This is a genomic window from Mesobacillus maritimus, assembly GCF_019749255.1.
GTDB lineage: Bacteria > Bacillota > Bacilli > Bacillales > Cytobacillaceae > Mesobacillus_B > Mesobacillus_B maritimus_A.
In genome coordinates this window covers 83,236-99,570 of the sequence record NZ_JACWFH010000006.1, presented here as the reverse complement: position 1 = coordinate 99,570, position 16,335 = coordinate 83,236, and the positions used below count along the sequence as shown (strand labels likewise).

20 protein-coding genes are annotated in these 16,335 nt (G+C 39.4%); 16 read left to right on the top strand and 4 right to left on the bottom strand.

What is annotated here, in order from left to right; all coding sequences use genetic code 11:
- The first annotated feature begins 85 nt into the window (after positions 1-85).
- From H0185_RS02820 to H0185_RS02800, 5 genes are all read left to right on the top strand, one after another.
- Positions 86-406, top strand: a complete 321-nt coding sequence (locus H0185_RS02820; protein WP_221871010.1) for a PadR family transcriptional regulator — start codon at positions 86-88, stop codon at positions 404-406.
- Complete coding sequence (locus H0185_RS02815; RefSeq protein WP_221871008.1) at positions 399-1,592, top strand: DUF2812 domain-containing protein; 1,194 nt, start codon at positions 399-401, stop codon at positions 1,590-1,592. The genes H0185_RS02820 and H0185_RS02815 overlap by 8 nt, the downstream gene beginning before the upstream one ends.
- A gap of 67 nt (positions 1,593-1,659) precedes the next feature.
- Positions 1,660-2,091, top strand: coding sequence for a flavoprotein (locus tag H0185_RS02810; RefSeq protein ID WP_221871006.1), 432 nt, complete (start codon positions 1,660-1,662; stop codon positions 2,089-2,091).
- A gap of 133 nt (positions 2,092-2,224) precedes the next feature.
- On the top strand, positions 2,225-2,677 hold the full coding sequence (locus H0185_RS02805) for an SRPBCC family protein (protein ID WP_221871004.1): 453 nt from the start codon (positions 2,225-2,227) through the stop codon (positions 2,675-2,677).
- Between the two features lie 160 nt (positions 2,678-2,837).
- Positions 2,838-3,233, top strand: coding sequence for a VOC family protein (locus tag H0185_RS02800; RefSeq protein WP_221871001.1), 396 nt, complete (start codon positions 2,838-2,840; stop codon positions 3,231-3,233).
- A gap of 174 nt (positions 3,234-3,407) precedes the next feature.
- On the opposite strand, the gene H0185_RS02795 is transcribed toward H0185_RS02800, so the two are convergent.
- Both H0185_RS02795 and H0185_RS02790 read right to left on the bottom strand, forming a co-directional pair.
- Positions 3,408-3,779 carry a VOC family protein gene (locus H0185_RS02795; protein WP_221870999.1) on the bottom strand — a complete coding sequence of 124 codons (372 nt, stop codon included), beginning with the start codon at positions 3,777-3,779 and terminating at the stop codon, positions 3,408-3,410.
- A gap of 140 nt (positions 3,780-3,919) precedes the next feature.
- Positions 3,920-5,377 carry an amidase gene (locus H0185_RS02790; RefSeq protein WP_221870997.1) on the bottom strand — a complete coding sequence of 486 codons (1,458 nt, stop codon included), beginning with the start codon at positions 5,375-5,377 and terminating at the stop codon, positions 3,920-3,922.
- Positions 5,378-5,556: 179 nt separating this feature from the next.
- On the opposite strand from H0185_RS02790, the gene H0185_RS02785 reads away from it, so the two are divergent.
- The 3 genes from H0185_RS02785 (at position 5,557) to H0185_RS02775 (ending at position 7,418) form a co-directional block, all read left to right on the top strand.
- Positions 5,557-6,123 (top strand): DUF7010 family protein, encoded by a 567-nt coding sequence (locus H0185_RS02785; RefSeq protein WP_221870995.1) that lies wholly within the window; start codon positions 5,557-5,559, stop codon positions 6,121-6,123.
- Between the two features lie 258 nt (positions 6,124-6,381).
- On the top strand, positions 6,382-6,870 hold the full coding sequence (locus H0185_RS02780; protein WP_221870993.1) for a DUF2306 domain-containing protein: 489 nt from the start codon (positions 6,382-6,384) through the stop codon (positions 6,868-6,870).
- Positions 6,871-7,034: 164 nt separating this feature from the next.
- Entirely contained in the window at positions 7,035-7,418 is a 384-nt protein-coding gene (locus H0185_RS02775; RefSeq protein WP_221870991.1) for a VOC family protein, read from the top strand.
- A 240-nt stretch (positions 7,419-7,658) separates the two neighbouring features.
- On the opposite strand, the gene trmL is transcribed toward H0185_RS02775, so the two are convergent.
- Positions 7,659-8,129: a tRNA (uridine(34)/cytosine(34)/5-carboxymethylaminomethyluridine(34)-2'-O)-methyltransferase TrmL gene (gene trmL, locus H0185_RS02770; protein WP_221870989.1), complete on the bottom strand. Its 471-nt coding sequence runs from the start codon at positions 8,127-8,129 to the stop codon at positions 7,659-7,661.
- A gap of 102 nt (positions 8,130-8,231) precedes the next feature.
- On the bottom strand, positions 8,232-8,657 hold the full coding sequence (locus H0185_RS02765) for a hypothetical protein (protein WP_221870987.1): 426 nt from the start codon (positions 8,655-8,657) through the stop codon (positions 8,232-8,234).
- A gap of 249 nt (positions 8,658-8,906) precedes the next feature.
- On the opposite strand from H0185_RS02765, the gene H0185_RS02760 reads away from it, so the two are divergent.
- From H0185_RS02760 to H0185_RS02725, 8 genes are all read left to right on the top strand, one after another.
- Positions 8,907-10,205 carry an SPFH domain-containing protein gene (locus H0185_RS02760; RefSeq protein ID WP_221870986.1) on the top strand — a complete coding sequence of 433 codons (1,299 nt, stop codon included), beginning with the start codon at positions 8,907-8,909 and terminating at the stop codon, positions 10,203-10,205.
- Between the two features lie 16 nt (positions 10,206-10,221).
- A complete protein-coding gene (locus H0185_RS02755) occupies positions 10,222-11,307 on the top strand; it encodes a TFIIB-type zinc ribbon-containing protein (protein ID WP_246628973.1) in 1,086 nt (361 codons plus the stop codon).
- Complete coding sequence (locus H0185_RS02750; RefSeq protein WP_221870984.1) at positions 11,301-12,128, top strand: TPM domain-containing protein; 828 nt, start codon at positions 11,301-11,303, stop codon at positions 12,126-12,128. Before H0185_RS02755 ends, H0185_RS02750 begins: the two co-directional genes overlap by 7 nt.
- A gap of 33 nt (positions 12,129-12,161) precedes the next feature.
- Positions 12,162-12,371, top strand: coding sequence for a hypothetical protein (locus H0185_RS02745; RefSeq protein ID WP_221870982.1), 210 nt, complete (start codon positions 12,162-12,164; stop codon positions 12,369-12,371).
- Between the two features lie 385 nt (positions 12,372-12,756).
- On the top strand, positions 12,757-13,185 hold the full coding sequence (locus tag H0185_RS02740) for an ester cyclase (protein ID WP_221870980.1): 429 nt from the start codon (positions 12,757-12,759) through the stop codon (positions 13,183-13,185).
- A 292-nt stretch (positions 13,186-13,477) separates the two neighbouring features.
- Positions 13,478-14,431, top strand: a complete 954-nt coding sequence (locus tag H0185_RS02735; protein ID WP_221870978.1) for an ABC transporter permease — start codon at positions 13,478-13,480, stop codon at positions 14,429-14,431.
- Positions 14,421-15,377 (top strand): iron chelate uptake ABC transporter family permease subunit, encoded by a 957-nt coding sequence (locus H0185_RS02730; protein ID WP_221870976.1) that lies wholly within the window; start codon positions 14,421-14,423, stop codon positions 15,375-15,377. Before H0185_RS02735 ends, H0185_RS02730 begins: the two co-directional genes overlap by 11 nt.
- Positions 15,374-16,153 carry an iron ABC transporter ATP-binding protein gene (locus H0185_RS02725; RefSeq protein ID WP_221870974.1) on the top strand — a complete coding sequence of 260 codons (780 nt, stop codon included), beginning with the start codon at positions 15,374-15,376 and terminating at the stop codon, positions 16,151-16,153. The genes H0185_RS02730 and H0185_RS02725 overlap by 4 nt, the downstream gene beginning before the upstream one ends.
- The last annotated feature ends 182 nt before the right edge of the window (positions 16,154-16,335 follow it).

The following is a 16,335-nucleotide window of genomic DNA, read 5'->3' as shown; positions in this document are numbered from 1 at the left end:
GAAATATATTATGTTATACGATATATCGTATAACATAATATCGAGGTACATAGTATTAGGCAGAATGAGAGGAGGGCTTTATAGAATGGCATACAATGGAGGGCCAATGACGGAAGCCATGTATTATGTATTGCTGGCGTTGATGCGCCCCAACCATGGATATCAACTGATGCACGCTATTACAGAAGTTTCAAATGGCAGAGTAAACATGGGACCAGGGACACTTTATGGCGTTCTCTCACGGATGCAAAAGGACGGGCTCATCTCCTTAGCAGAAAATGATGGGCGAAGAAAAACCTATCAAATTACAACACAAGGAGAACAAGCGCTGAGGACGGAATACGGTCGCTTAAAAGCGTTGATTGCAGACAGTAGGATTTTAGAGGAAGGTGATGGGTTTGAGTAAAACAGTTCGCAAACTTCGTCCTAGTGACTATTGGCGAATCGGGGAGCATGAAAGCTGGTTTTCAGAGTTGGCCGCTAAGGGACTACATCTAAAAAAGATGGGAATTCATTTTGCGCGGTTTGAAAAAGGGCAACCAAAGAACATGAGATACAGAATTGAAGTATCTTTAAAAAAGAGAATTGCGTCCGAGCAAATAGATATATATGAAGAAAGTGGCTGGGAGTATGTCACTAGTTATCAGTCTTTTCACGTGTTTTCATCCCCTTCAGACTCTGATGCACCAGAGCTACATACAGATCCAGCGGAGCAATCCTTTACCTTAAAGGAACTAGATAAAAAGTTAACGATGAATGCTAGCATAGCTACTCTTGGTATGATTTTACTAATCGGGATGATGTTTGCAATCTGGTTTCTTGATGGGACACCGACTTTTGTTATGGTTGAAGGCGGGGTTATGCAACAATCGATTTTATCCATCTTTCTTGGATATTTAGCTTATACCTCGCTCCAAGCAGCTATTTCAATTCGTACTTTGCGAAAAGACCTTAAGGAAGGGAAACCGATTAACCACCATGCTCCTTGGAAGAAGCACTACCGATTGCATTCTATGATTGCCTTTCTTTTTACCTTTGCTATGGGGTTGAGCGCAATCATCCCATTCTATCAGCTTGTGAAAATGGATACGAAAACCTTGCCAGAAGAAAGTTCACATTTACCAATTGTCAGACTAGCTGATGTTGAGAAGAATCCCGCTCTTGTCCGCGATGAATCATCCTATATGAGTGACAATGTTGATTGGGGCAACCGCTATACATATCAGTGGAGTCTCTTGGCACCTGTACAATATGAAACAGATGAAGTTGGGGTAGTTCCAGGTAAAGTGTGGGCGGACGAAAGTGGTGAATATGCTCCAAGTATCCATACAAGGGTTTATCATCTCAGTCTAGCCGGAATGGCAGATAATCTTATAGAAGATTTAATTAAAAGACATGCGTATGATTATCGTGCTGAAGATGTAGTGACAACGAATCATCCAGGCTTTGACCTTATTAGGGTACATGAAAAAGAGGAGACGAAGGAAGTTTTTGCTTCCAAAGGAAAAGTTGTGATCTATGTTCGGTATCATGGCTATGCAGATCTTCATTCAGTCATCGAAAACGTTGAAGAGAAGGTTGAATACTTTTAAAGATAACCAACTTCATAGTATGAAAGTTTGGCTATGAGATGGTATTCGTTTAAGGAGGCGTTTTTATATGGGAGATGAGTCATTTCGCACTTTTCTTGATTCATATTTAGATAGTTGGAGGAATTCATCTTTATCAGACATAAAAAAGATCCTTTCCAAGGATTATAAAGCAAGAGAGATTTCAGGTGGAGAGGGAATAGACTTTGGGTATGAAGAAGCGATAACCGGTTGGGAACAAGGATTTGAGTTTGCAAGAGAAAAAGGAAACCGTTGGGATTTACAAGAAGTTGCCATCATCCCATTACGAAAGGATGAAGGAATGGCCATACTCTCTGCTACATTAGTGATTGGGGGGAAGAAGCTAGAGACTGTTAGCTTATTTTTTCAAACATTTAAGAAACAAGAAAACAATGATTGGAAATTAATAAGAAGTTACATTGAAGCCGGAGTCCCAGATGCAAATTTAAAAGATATACAGTTTAATAGTAAAAAAGATTAATAAGCATATGTTATCAAAAAATATATGTCAACAAAACCCTCTAATTTTAAAATGGAGGGTTTTGTTGTTCCTAAGTAGAATTACCTAATACACGAGAAAATTTGGCAAAACAAGGAGTTAAGGGGGTGGAAATTTGAGCATAAGATTCCAAGTGAAAAAAACAGCCAAACAGCCTATACAAAAAGTGTACGAGGGGTTGCTTGACCTTGATGAAGCGAAAAACTGGATGCAGGGGTTTGTCGGGATTCAACGGTTGGATGAGGGGCCTTTGAAAGTGGGAAGTGAGTGGAAGGAAACGAGAAAGATGTTTGGAACAAAGGCTACCGAACATTTTGAAGTCGTTGAATTAAATGCACCCCAAAAAATTGTACTTCGTTGTGATGGTACAAAAGGGACAACAGGGAAAGGGGAATATGTGTATACCTATAAACTTAATTCCGCGGAGGGCGTTACTGAGATTACCTTAAATGGAGAGATCAGTGGACTTACAGGTTTAACGAAATTCTTCGGTAAAATGATGTCTGGAACCTTTAAGAAGGCTTGTGAGAAAGATTTGGATGCATTGATTCAACATATGCAGAAATGAATGTTTCTTTTACTAACAAAAACGTTTTGTGATTATTAAACGGACAATCGTTCCAAATTCATTGAATAAACTTCGACCTTTATTACGATAATGGAGAGGAATTTCTATATTTTGAATACGTAGGAGCGTCATTAGTTTCTTAAAACTTAGGAGGTAGAAAATGGGTAGATTACTGCATTTTGAAATCCATGTAGATGACATGGACCGAGCTAAAACATTTTATGGAGAAGTGTTTGGATGGAAGTATGAAGATTATAGCGAGTTTGCAGGCATGCCTTATTTTGGCGCAGTGACTGGCGACGATAAAGAGCCTGGAATTAACGGTGCATTGATGAAACGTCAAGGTCCTCGGCCACAACCAGGACAAGCATTGAATGGCTATGCATGTACAATGGGCGTAGAAGATTACGATTCAACTGAAGCAAAAATCCTAGCTAACGGTGGACAGGTGGCTTTGCCAAAATATGCTCTTCCTGGGATGGCGTGGCAAGGATACTATATCGATCCTGAAGGAAATATATTTGGTATACATCAACCAGATGCGAACGCTAAGTAAAATATGTTCCAAATGGAATAGTAAAAGAGTAAAAGGTCATTGCTTATACTGAAAGCAATGACCTAAAGAATTTTTCGTACCTGACCCTAGATGAGATACTCATCTGGAGTTAGGTACCTTTTTTATGTACGAAATCTTAAGTTGTAAGAAGAATCATCAGAAAAAACCTAATCATTATCGATGTTGATCAATTAAAATCTGATTTCCATCTGGGTCTTCAATGGTTATGTATGCTGGTCCCTCAGTTGATTGATCTGCCTCAGTCAATAGATTGATTCCTTTTTCTTTCAGCTGTTTTTGAAGGTCACGAACATCAGTAAATGGTTCCACGTTTTCGGCATTTTGGTTCCATCCAGGATTAAAAGTCAGGATGTTCTTTTCAAACATTCCTTGGAACAATCCAATAATGCAATCTTCATTCTTCATAATCAGCCAATTTTGAGTAATGTCACCACCCAATTGTTGAAAACCTAAGTTTTCGTAAAAAGATTTCGAAACGTTAATATCTTTTACATTTAAACTAACTGAAAACGCACCTAACTTCATTTTTTTGCCTCCTCTTCATTCTTGTTTAATATTTACAAATATACAAACACTTAGTTTAATTCTAGTGAACATGCTAGAGACTGTACGTACTAACGCAATCATTGTTGATCATTTACTGAGTCCCACTTCGTAAATAGGTGCTAGAATCCCACTTCCGCAACCAATTTAGGCAGGTGGTTTCTCCATGGGTTGGCTTCTTCAAAGGCAGTTGAGGCCCGTAAAACTAATGAATCATCTAAATGGCGGCCGATGATTTGTAGACCGACAGGAAGTCCATCATCCGTCCAACCAGCTGGTACGTTTGCAGCAGGTTGTCCCGTCATATTGAAAGGAGCAGTAAAGGATAACCAGTGAGAACGAGAGACCTTTTGTCCGTTTATTCGATTTGGTCCATTTATGCCAACTTCAAAAGGTGGTACCGCTGAGGTTGGAGTAATGACCAAATCATACTTCTCCATAAAGGTTCTCATTTTTATATTGACTTCTTGCCTTACAAAGGCAGCATCCGTAAGTTCCTCGGCACTCCATTTCTTCTGGATAAATGCTAGTAAACTAGGATCCATTTCTTCACCATATTGTTCCGCAAGTTTTCTTAACCCTGTCAAATCACTATCGCGTGCGATAATTGCGCCAAACGCGGGGAGGGGATCAGTGAAACCAGGATGGGCGATTTCAATCTCGCACCCAAGCTGTTCAAAGACTTTTACGGCTTTTTCAGTGATTTTACGGACAGCAGGATCAACCGTAACATACCCCCAGTCCGGACTGTAAGCGATTTTTAATCCCTTTAAATCAGTATTTTTTATTTGTTCCATATAGTTCATTCCATCATTCGGTAAACTATGTCGATCCATGTGATAAGGACCTTTGATGATGGATAACATTAAAGCACTGTCTTCCACCGTTTTTGTAATGGGCCCGTTACTTTCTAGTGTTTCCCAGCTGCTTGCGCCTGGATATTTTGGATTCCGACAGCCAGGATACAATGGTACTCGACCAAATGATGGCTTTATTCCATAAAGACCGCAGAAACTAGTAGGGATTCTGAGTGATCCTCCACCATCATTCCCGATTGTGAGCGAAGTCATTCCAGTAGCAACCGCCACTGCAGAGCCGCCGCTTGAACCACCAGGAGTCTTTCCTAAATCCCAAGGGTTTCTCGTTAATCCGAATAGAGGATTATCCGTTATACATTGATAGCCTAACTCAGGGATATTTGTTTTTCCGATGATAATTCCTCCTGCGTCCTTCAATCTTGCAACGCATACATCGTCCTCATCAGGTATGTAATGTTCATAGATTTTTGAACCAAATGTTGTCCGAATCCCTTTCGTTGGCACCAAATCCTTAATCCCAATTGGAACACCGTGGAGCGGTGGTAGCTCATCACCTGACATTACAGCTTTTTCAGCCTGTTTCGCTGATTTTCTGGCGTTTTCTTCATCAAGAACGCAAAATGCATTTAAGGTAGGGTTTAAAGAATGAATCCGATCAAAAACAGCGTCCATCACCTCAACTGGAGAAAGTTGCTTCTTTTTAATGAAATGAGCTTGTTCTGAGCCAGACATCTGACAAATTTGACTTTGCTGGGTAGTCATTGTTTCCCCCTTGTTATTTTTTGTATACAGAATATTTTAATAATTATTATAACATGGGATGCAACCTATGCTTCTTAGTATCCCTATTTTTTTGTTTATATAGAAAATAATGGAAATTAGTGAAAGAACTTGCTATAGTAAGAGTAGTTTGAAAACGTTGCAAACCAGGGGGTGTAGCCATGACGAAAACTCTTGGAGACTTACAATCTGAGATCATATCAGAATCAAAAAAAGGCTATCCGATTTTACTTTCGGGATCAATGGTGTTTCTTATCTTTACGTTTCTTCCGTTTTTGTTGCCTATGGACATCGTTTATTTAGTATGGATTTTTGGGCTAGCGGTCATCTTTCCATTCGGGTTATTACTCGGTAAACTCCTCGGGGTAAATCTATTAAGTACGAATAATCCATTAGGTACTTTAGGTGGAGTGGTTGCCTTTCCGCAGGCTTTCTTTATTCCGGTCTTTATTCTTGTTTATCAAAATATCCCGCAATATCTTCCATTTACCATTGGATTACTCGGAGGATCTCATTTTCTTCCGTATATGTGGATCTATAAAAGCAAAGCCTATTTATTTGTTACATTTGCGACTTGTCTTGCCTCTTTGTTCATAGGCGGTTGGGTTGTGGATCAAGCGTTTACACTGGTACCACTAGCAATCTTTCTTATTTACGGTATGGCAGTTTTCTTCATATTGAAGGAACTAAAAAAAGATACACCAATACAAAATACTTTGTCGACATAAGTGAAAGGAAATCGAAAGAGTGGTAGTGTAAATGGGGTAGGGGAACCCCCCTTTTTTATTCGTAGTCTAGAAATATATGTCCATTTTAAATATGTCACAGCTTATTTGTGTAAATAGGGGAGAAGGATAAGACAATAGATCTATCTTGAGTGCCATTTAGTCTGAGGTATTGGAAAAAAGACATAAAAAAGAGTGTATCTTTAAGGGAAATGCCCTGGTTTAATTGAAGGATAAATTGTAAAGAGAGTGTGAAGATGAATGTTAGATACAACCATGCTCATTGTGCATATCGTTGCAGGCTATCTTGCCCTTGGCATTGGATTAGTCGCGATGTTCGCTCCGAAAAAACGAGGCCGCCATACAACCACAGGGAAAATTTATTTTTGGCTCGTCACAGCAGTTTGTATTTCGGCGATTGTGATGGCCATCCTCAATTGGGAGGTTAGCAGTTATCTCTTTTATATTGCTATTTTTAGCTTTCTCTTTGCTTTAATGGGCTATATCGCTTATAAAAGAAAACGGAAAAACTGGATGGTCAAACATATTGCCGGAATGGGTGGGTCTTATATCGCCATGGTAACAGCGTTTATTGTTGTCAATCAACAAAATGTGCCTGCTTTTAAAGACATCCCGTCCCTCGTTTTTTGGTTATTACCAACGATTATTGGGACACCCATCATCAAAAAAGTCGGAGATAAATATGATATAAGGAAAAAAACAAAGAAGAACGCTAATCTTCATATCTAGTGAGACAGAGGGACAGGTTCCTGTCCTAGATTTTTTAAAAAGTGTAGAATATAGAGTAGGTTTGGTGAACTTTCTTTGTGTTAAAACTAATACGAGGTGAAAATTGGATTAAATACAGCCAACCTTGCACCGAGCCTTATTCATAGTTCATAGGAGGAAATAAGTTGAATATCATTGTTACCAGTTTGTTTGTAGAAGATCAAGAAAAGGCATTGGCATTTTATACTGAAACATTAGGATTTATAAAAAAGGAGGATGTCCCTGCTGGTGAATATCGGTGGATTACGCTGGTTTCTCCTAATGCTCAAGACGGTACTGAGTTATTACTAGAACCCAACGTACATCCTGCTGCAAAAGAATATCAAAAGAAAATCTTTTCTGACGGTATCCCTGCAACCATGTTTGGGGTGGAAGATATCGATAAGGAGTATAACCGATTGGTGGAAAAAGGCGTGAGGTTTACGATGAAACCAACAAATATGGGCCATTTTTCGATAGCTGTCTTTGATGATACTTGTGGAAACCTTATTCAAATCATTCAGAAGTAGTTTCATGAAGGACCATAGCCATGACGTTTGAAGAAAGGCGGTTCTCGGATAGACCAAACTTTATAGAAGCAAAAAAATCTTCCAAGGCGGAAGATTTTTTTTATTAGGTTTTTTCTGAAATGGTTGCTCTTAAAAAGCATGTGAGCTCATTCAAAACAATAATAATGAGAAAAGAGCAAGCAAAGGAAGGTTAGAACCCAATGAATAGCTGTTTAATATAGGATTCAAGCAACTAACACTTTATTTTAAATTCGGAAATCCTTGCTGGCGCAACGCTTCGTACACCAAAATTGCAGCTGTACTTGACAGGTTGAGAGAACGAACATGTTCACTCATTGGAATTCGCAAAAAATGGTCTTTATTTTCTTCAAGTAAATCCATTGGTAAACCGGTTGTTTCTTTGCCAAACATAAAATAATGGTCCTTAGATACATCGCTGAAATCAAAGGATGAATGTGTTTTTTCACCAAACGTCTCAATATAGTAAAACTCACCTTGATTCTTTTCGAAGAAATCATCTAATGAATCATAATAGGTAATGTTGACGGAATCCCAGAAATCAATCCCTGCTTTTTTTAACATTTCTTCATCGGTTGAGAAGCCAAGTGGTCGAATTAAATGCAAGGCCGTATCCGTTGCGGCACAAGTCAGTGCAATATTTCCAGTATTAGATGGGATATCTGGTTGATATAGAACAACATGTATTGCCAAGAATGGTCACCTCTATCTTTATTTTACCATCCAAATTATAGCATAAAGATTGTGAAGAGAAGCACTGTGTTTTAAGTGCACGATGTTATCGGAATGAAATTGCTATTTATTATCTGGAGCACTTGAATAGAAGCTAAAAGCATTGAGCACGAAAACGAAGAAAGGATAAATGAATAAAAGGCCTAAAATGATGAGCCCGTCGCCAGGACCGCCTTCATCCGCTGGATTCGTTACAGGAAATAAAGAGGCAATAATAAAAATAAAAAGAATGTGATAAGGTAGCCACAGTAGTAACGACCAAAAAGATGATTTACGTTTGTTTAGCCACTTTTTTGTTAAATAGAAATTGATAGAAGAAAGAAGGATAAAAGAAACGAAAGCACTCATACCTACCAACTTCCAAACAACATTCAAATTCCATCCCGTTATTCGACCAATCCGCGAAACATTTATTACTAGTTCAATAGGGATCAAAAGCATAAGCGCGTACATAATACTTATCATATTAACTTTTAAAAAAGTTCTCATTCTCTCCCCCAGTAATTTTTACTATTCTTATTATTCTAACATACACCTCGCGTTGATTAAATTTAAAGGCCATCAAATATATTTTATTTTCATAAAATCCTTCCTGTACAGAGAATTTTGCTTGACGATTTGCTTTTGTTACATTGCCATTATTTTCTAAACCATCATGTTATACTGAAGGAGATTGAAACCTTTTCTTCATTTAAACAGTAGAACATATAAAAGAAAAGATATGAGGGGGAGATTGTAATGGGAATTATTAAAGCTGCGGTAGATGCTGTTCGTGGAGGTTTTGCGGATCAATGGTTGGAAGTTATCGAACCGCAAAACATGAGTGATAGTACGGTAATGTCTGTTGGGGTGAAGGTTCGCGCTAAGGATAAACGAAATGGTAATAAAAAGGGAACGGATACAACGATTTCAAACGGTTCGATTATCCATGTCCACCCAAACCAATTTATGTTGTTAGTCGATGGCGGGAAAATTATTGATTATACCGCTGAAGAAGGGTACTACCAAGTGGTCAATTCGTCGATGCCTTCGCTTTTTAATGGGCAATTAGATGAAGCGGTTAAAGAGACGTTTAATCGAATTAAATTTGGCGGTGTGCCATCTTCTTCTCAAAAAGCGTATTTTATTAATTTACAAGAAATTAAGGGAATCAAATTTGGGACTCGGAATCCGATTAATTATTTTGATAACTTTTATAATGCGGAGTTGTTTTTACGAGCGCATGGATCGTATTCGATTAAGATTGTTGACCCATTGAAGTTTTTTGAAGAAGCGATTCCAAGAAATAAGAGTATCGTAGAAATTCAGGAAATCAATGCTCAATATTTGTCTGAGTTCATGAATGCATTGCAAACGGCAATCAACCAAATGTCCGGTGATGGCATTCGCATTTCGTTTGTTGCTTCACGCGGGATGGAACTCGCAAAATACATGGCGAATGTATTAGATGAAGATTGGACACGAATGCGCGGCATGCAGGTAGAATCGGTCGGCATCAACAGCATTACCTATGATGAACAATCGCAAAAGCTAATCAATATGCGAAACCAAGGGGCGATGCTACAGGACCCAACTGTGCGAGAAGGCTATGTTCAAGGTTCAATTGCGCGCGGTCTAGAAGCTGCTGGTTCAAATGAAGGTGGCGCGATGAATGGGTTTGTTGGCATGGGAATGGGCATGCAGGGAGCGGGTGGTTTTGCTCAAAGTGCTTCGGAAACGAATCGCTATCAAATGCAGCAAAATCAACAAGCACAACAAACTCAGCAAAATCAACCAGCCCAGACAGTTAAAAACAATGCTGATGCTTGGCAATGTTCTTGTGGCCATACCAATGAAGGCAAGTTCTGCTCAGAATGCGGGGGTGCTAAGCCACAAAATGACAGCTGGACTTGTGAATGTGGCAATGAAAACAGCGGTAAGTTCTGCTCCGAGTGCGGAAATAAAAAGCCTGAGGCACTTTCTTGTGGCCAGTGCGGGTTCACCCCTCCTGCCGGTGTAAACATGAAGTTCTGTCCTGAATGCGGAAGCAAATTTTAGGAGGATTAAGAGGTGAATGGACATGGGTGTGATTGTTTACAAGTGTATCAATTGTGGTGGTCCACTGGCATTTAAGGCGGAATCGCAAAACTGGACTTGTGATTATTGTCTAAGTGAATTTAGTGAGCAAGAAGTTTCTGATTTTATCGTAAATGAAAAAGCACAAGCAGAGGCAGAAACAAGTTCTGCGGTGCTAGAAGAGCATCACTTGAAAGATCAGGAGTTCCAAGAGAAAGCAATGGGGTATACGTGTCAAAGTTGCGGGGCGGAGATTGTGACAGATGACACGACAGCGGCGACGTTTTGTTATTACTGTCATAATCCAACGATTATTCCGCGAAGATTGGAAGGAGAATATCGTCCGGAAAAAGTGATTCCGTTTAAATTCAATCGTGAAAAAGCGACGGAACTGTTTGTAGAATGGTGCAAGAAAAAACCATTGCTGTCGAAACAGTTTACCTCAACCTCAGAGCTTGAGAAATTATCAGGTATATATGTCCCATTTTGGTTATTTGATTGTCATTCTGACGGCAAAATCAGTGGGACTGCAACAAAGGTTCGGACGTATACGAGCGGCGATACACGCTATACAGAAACAAAGTATTATCGTGTACTTCGTGAAGGAAACGCGATCTTCCGGGATGTTCCTGCCGATGGCTCGAAAAAAATGGATGATGACCTAATGAGTATTCTTGAGCCGTATGATTACAAGGACCTGACGGACTTTTCGATGTCGTATTTGTCGGGGTATTTAGCGGAGAAATACGATATGGACCAAAACAATGTGTATGGCAGAGTGTCTGGGTTGATTCGCGACAACATGAGTTCGTTGTTGCGGGAAAGTGTAAGAGGCTATAGTACCGTGAATATCGAGGACTCTGGTATAAAAATGAAGAATGTTGGCGCAACTTATGTGCTGTTACCGGTATGGATGTTCACGTATCAATTTAAAGGGAAAACCTATATGTTTGCGATGAACGGGCAGACAGGGAAAATTGCCGGTAAATTGCCGATTAGCCCAGGGCGAGCGGCTTCATGGTTTAGTGGCGTGTCAGCGGCCACATTTGTGGCGTTGGCGATTGGAGGGCAATTTCTATGGTGAAAATGAAAAAATCTTTCCTCCTGCTGCCGTTGTTGCTCATGCTATTGGTTTCGGTTAACGGTCCTGTGTTCGCTTCTTATGAGAAAGTCTATGATGAGGCTGGGTTATTTTCAGAAGAAGAACGAGCGGACATCAATACACAAGCAATTGCTTTAAGCGAGCAAACGGAAATGGATATCGTAATTGTCACAACGAATGATAGTCAAGGGAAACCATCAAGCGATTATGCTCTCGATTTTTATGATGAGCATGGGTTTGGCTATGAAGACTCGCTCGATGGGGTTATGTATCTCTTAAACATGGAAGAACGGGAAGTTTATATTTTTACAAGAGATAAAGGAACAGATTATATTGATGCAGGTCGGGTCGAAGAATTGCTCGATGTCGTTTACCCTCCGTTAGGGGATGAAAATTACCGCGAAAGTGTGCAATTTTTTCTTGATGAAGTCGAGAGCATGATGGCGTCAGGTCCTCCAGTGTATGAAACAGGAGATCGTTCTGATGCAGGATATGCTTATACTGAGGACGGAATTTCGGATGAGTCCAGCTTAAGCATGGTTGAAAAACTAGGAATCTATTTGCTCATTTCGCTTGCGCTTGGGGGGATTGTCATTGGCATTATGATGATGGGCAATAGAGGACGTTCAACTGTCAACGCCCGAACCTATCTGCAAGACAATTCCTTCGCCGTTACGAAAAAACGTGATCAGCACTACAATACCATCGTCACTCAACAGAAAATTCAACAAAACAACAACAGCGGTGGAAGTAGTATTTCCGGCGGTGGTGGCGGAATCGGCGGCGGTGGACGGAAGTTTTAGGATTTCAATCTAAGGTGTAGTAAGGGGGAAGTTGTGTCTGAAAAAAAAGAAGAAAAGAAGCCGAACTTAGGAAACTATCTTGCATATGGAATGACTTTTGGAGCATTAGCTGGGGCACTTTTGAGTGCAGTAGCTATGATGATGGACTTTTCCTTTCTTCAAATTGCTGGACCTGGAATAGGATTATCAATCGGCATCATCATTGGTGCTTTGGTTTACGCTTTAGAAACAAAAGATTCGTAGAGACATCGTTGGCACACTAAGGGATTCACTTCCCCCAATATAAAAAACACGCAGGCTCATCTTATTAAGGATGAGCCTAACCTTCGTTTTCATGGATAGATCACGGTACTTACGATGGAGTGGATGGTTCTGGTTTGTTTGAGTCGATGAAACAGGAAGATTCAAAATAGGATGATTGTTATGAGTAGAGCACCGCTGAAAATGTCAGGATTGTGTTGTCAGTACCTATTTACGGAAAAAAAAGTAGATTCAAAGAGCATCACTCGCAATTTTTATAGAAAAGGTTAGAAGAGTGTAAGAAAATACTGGGACTTTAGTATAAAACTGGCTATCATAGAGGTAGATTCATCGTTTGTAGAGTTCAAGCAAAAGGGGGCCTATGATAGTGATCAGTAAAGAAAAAAGGATGATTGCGGAGAAATGGTTTAACGAATATTTTACTAAAGGCAATCTAGACATTTTAGATGAGCTAACTTCGGATGACTTTGTTTATCATGGAAGAAATGGAGACAGTTCCAGGGAACAGATGAAAGCATTTATGCAGTGGTTTCGTCGTGTATTCCACAACGATGAATGGGTTCTGGACGACTTGATTGAACAGGATACGAAGTTAGTGGTTCGTTATACCGGGTGGATGACGTATAAAGGTGGCTGGTTCAATATTCAGGCTGAAGACCAACGAGTAAAGGAAACAGGCATCATGATTTTTACCATTGAGAACGGAAAGGTGAGGGAACTTTGGTGTGAGAATAGCGATGCCGCAATTTTGTTTGAACTAGGGGCTTTACCGAAAAATAGCCATCAAACGTTTTAAATTACATAGATTGAAAGACTTAGGGAAAGACGCTTGGATTGAAATGAATCCAAGCGTCTTATTGTAATCATCAACATTCTTTTCATAAACAAATTTAGGGTAAATAACCTAAAAACATGAAACGAAACTAGTGCATTTACATAAGTCATAATCGGAATTTTTAGACTCATTGAGGGAAAATTTAAAAATAGTGCTTGCTTTTTTCAGAATTGGTTTTATATAATGAAATTGCACTTAGAATGATAATCATTATCAGTTAACCGAGAAACTAACAGATGTTAAGAGGATGAGTATGAAACTTTGGATGCTAACTGTTGCTGCTATCGTCCTATCTTTTGTATCTTTATTTATCGGTGCGATTGATATTGGAATAACAGACTTGTTCGATTGGGAGTCGGATAAGACACAAATTTTCTTGATCAGCCGCTTGCCGCGCTTATTGGCGATTATTTTGGCTGGGGCCGGAATGAGTATTGCCGGTTTAATTATGCAATCTTTAAGTCGAAACAAATTTGCTTCACCGACGACGACGGGGACGCTGGATGCTGCGAAACTAGGAATCTTAATTTCGATGTTGTTTTTTACAAACGTCACCTATATGCAGCAAATTGTTTTCAGCTTCGCATTTGCGTTACTAGGGACTTTCGTATTTATGCAAATCCTTGACCGGATTAAGTTTCGAGATGTGATTTTCGTTCCGTTAATTGGAATCATGTACGGAAATATTTTATCTTCGATTACGACGTTTTTTGCGTATGAAGCCGATTTGATTCAAAATATTTCTGCTTGGTTAATGGGAAGCTTCACCTTGATTATGTCTGGTCGATATGAACTCTTGTACATAAGTATTCCAGTCGTGATTCTCGCTTATTTGTATGCCAATAAATTTACCGTCGCTGGCATGGGGGAGGATTTCACAAAAAACTTAGGATTAAGTTATAAACTTGTCCTCAACATCGGTCTTGTTCTCGTATCAATTATTTCAACAACCGTTGTTTTAACAGTCGGGATTATTCCGTTTCTAGGGTTGATTGTTCCGAATATTGTTTCCATCTATTTGGGTGACAATTTACGTAAAATCATCCCGCATACTGCGCTTTTAGGTGTGGTGTTTCTATTAATCTGCGATATTATTGGACGCATTTTGATTCACCCTTATGAAATTCCAGTCAACATTACGGTCGCGGTGATTGGTAGTGCTATCTTCTTAATTTTGTTATTTAGGGGGAAAGCATATGCGAAGTAACCGAACAAAGTTGATTTTGTTAGTGGTGCTGGCCGTAATTAGTATTCTATTCTATGCGTTCTATGATATAAAAGGTGGATTTGACTACGCATTTCCAAAACGGTTGGTCCGAATTGGTGCAATGGTCGTTACTGGGACTGCAATTGCCTATTCAACTGTAGTATTTCAGACCATTACTCATAACCGAATTTTAACGCCTTCGGTCATGGGGATTGACTCGATGTATGAAGTGGTCCAAACGTTCATCTTCTTTTTTGCAGGTTCGATGTCTGTTTGGGTTCTCAATAAATATTTAAATTTTGGGTTAGCAATTGGGGCGATGATTCTCTTTGCGCTTCTCTTATATCGGTTGTTATTCCGCGCCGATAAGCACCCGATTTACTTTTTGTTAATCGTTGGACTGATATTAGGCACGCTCCTAGGAAGTTTTGTTACGTTTTTACAAGTCTTAATCAGTCCTACCGAATATTTGAGTTTGCAAACTCTCTTATTTGCGAGCTTCATTAATGTAAAAGCAGATTTGCTGTATATTGCGATGGCCATTTTGCTGATTGCGTTTGTTTATGGGTATTTCATCATCAATCAGTTAGATGTTATGTCACTCGGTCGGGAAAATGCGATGAATCTAGGCATCAATTATGACCGAATGGTTATGAATATTTTGATTTTATCATCTGTTTTGATTGCGACTTCAACTGCTCTCGTGGGGCCAATAACGTTCCTAGGTTTAATTGTCGCCAATCTTGCTTATCAGTATCTTAATACCCATAAGCACTCATTGTTAATTCTCTGTAGTAGTTTGATTAGCATCATTGCTTTAGTCGGAGGCCAGTTTCTTGTTGAGCATATCTTTGAGTTACGGACAACACTAAGTGTTATCATTAACTTCATCGGGGGCTTGTACTTTATTTACTTATTACTAAAAGAAAGTAGGGCAGCAGGATGATTGAAATCAAAGGATTAACGAAACGATTTGGGAGTAAGCCTGTTGTGGAAGATGTATCGGTTACAATTGAACCGAAAACGATTACGTCGTTTATCGGGCCGAATGGAGCCGGAAAGTCTACGCTTCTTTCAATGGTGAGTCGGTTGTTAGAGGCAGACACTGGGGAAGTGTTACTGGACAGAAATGATGTGAAAAAGTGGAAATCGAATGAGTTTGCGAAACGTGTTTCGATTTTAAAACAGTCTAATCACTTGAATGTTCGGTTAACAGTGCGTGAACTCGTTTCCTTTGGCCGCTATCCTTACTCAAAGGGACGCCTTACCCAAGAAGATTTTCAATTTGTCAATCAGGCACTAGAGTATATGAATCTAACACAAATGCAGGATAAATTTTTAGATGAGCTTTCTGGTGGGCAAAAACAGCGGGCGTTTATTGCGATGGTGATTGCGCAAGATACAGAATACATTTTGTTAGATGAGCCATTAAACAATTTAGATATGAAGCATTCCGTGCAAATCATGAAAATTTTGCGTCAGCTTGTCGACGAATTAGGCAAAACGGTTGTAATTGTATTGCATGATATTAATTTTGCATCCTTCTATTCCGACCGAATTGTCGCATTGAAAGATGGAAAACTGGTGAAAAACGGACCGACACATGAAGTCATCCGCTCGGATTCCTTACGAGAAATCTATGAAATGGATATAAACGTACAGGACCAAGATGGTTGCCGCCTCTGTGTATATTTTAATTCTCGTTCAGACGTAGCGAACTGATCCATACCGAAAGTCTTAGCCTAGAGGAAACGAAGTAGAACACTTTGTATTCTCTAGGCTATTTTTTTGAAGATTACAAATTATTTTATAAAAGGTGTTGACGGAAAAATTTTCTTACCCTATAATGAGAATGGTTATCAGTGATAATGATTATCATTCCCATTAAAGGTGCAGAAAGAAAA

Excerpts from the sequence above, each read along its gene's own strand:
- H0185_RS02790 (WP_221870997.1), bottom strand. The coding sequence starts at position 5,377 with ATGACTACCCAGCAAAGTCAAATTTGTCAGATGTCTGGCTCAGAACAA.
- H0185_RS02735 (WP_221870978.1), top strand. The coding sequence starts at position 13,478 with ATGAAACTTTGGATGCTAACTGTTGCTGCTATCGTCCTATCTTTTGTA.
- H0185_RS02750 (WP_221870984.1), top strand. The coding sequence starts at position 11,301 with ATGGTGAAAATGAAAAAATCTTTCCTCCTGCTGCCGTTGTTGCTCATG.
- H0185_RS02725 (WP_221870974.1), top strand. The coding sequence starts at position 15,374 with ATGATTGAAATCAAAGGATTAACGAAACGATTTGGGAGTAAGCCTGTT.
- H0185_RS02810 (WP_221871006.1), top strand. The coding sequence starts at position 1,660 with ATGGGAGATGAGTCATTTCGCACTTTTCTTGATTCATATTTAGATAGT.
- H0185_RS02760 (WP_221870986.1), top strand. The coding sequence starts at position 8,907 with ATGGGAATTATTAAAGCTGCGGTAGATGCTGTTCGTGGAGGTTTTGCG.
- H0185_RS02785 (WP_221870995.1), top strand. The coding sequence starts at position 5,557 with ATGACGAAAACTCTTGGAGACTTACAATCTGAGATCATATCAGAATCA.
- H0185_RS02820 (WP_221871010.1), top strand. The coding sequence starts at position 86 with ATGGCATACAATGGAGGGCCAATGACGGAAGCCATGTATTATGTATTG.
- H0185_RS02765 (WP_221870987.1), bottom strand. The coding sequence starts at position 8,657 with ATGAGAACTTTTTTAAAAGTTAATATGATAAGTATTATGTACGCGCTT.
- H0185_RS02780 (WP_221870993.1), top strand. The coding sequence starts at position 6,382 with ATGTTAGATACAACCATGCTCATTGTGCATATCGTTGCAGGCTATCTT.
- H0185_RS02800 (WP_221871001.1), top strand. The coding sequence starts at position 2,838 with ATGGGTAGATTACTGCATTTTGAAATCCATGTAGATGACATGGACCGA.
- H0185_RS02755 (WP_246628973.1), top strand. The coding sequence starts at position 10,222 with ATGGACATGGGTGTGATTGTTTACAAGTGTATCAATTGTGGTGGTCCA.
- H0185_RS02730 (WP_221870976.1), top strand. The coding sequence starts at position 14,421 with ATGCGAAGTAACCGAACAAAGTTGATTTTGTTAGTGGTGCTGGCCGTA.
- H0185_RS02795 (WP_221870999.1), bottom strand. The coding sequence starts at position 3,779 with ATGAAGTTAGGTGCGTTTTCAGTTAGTTTAAATGTAAAAGATATTAAC.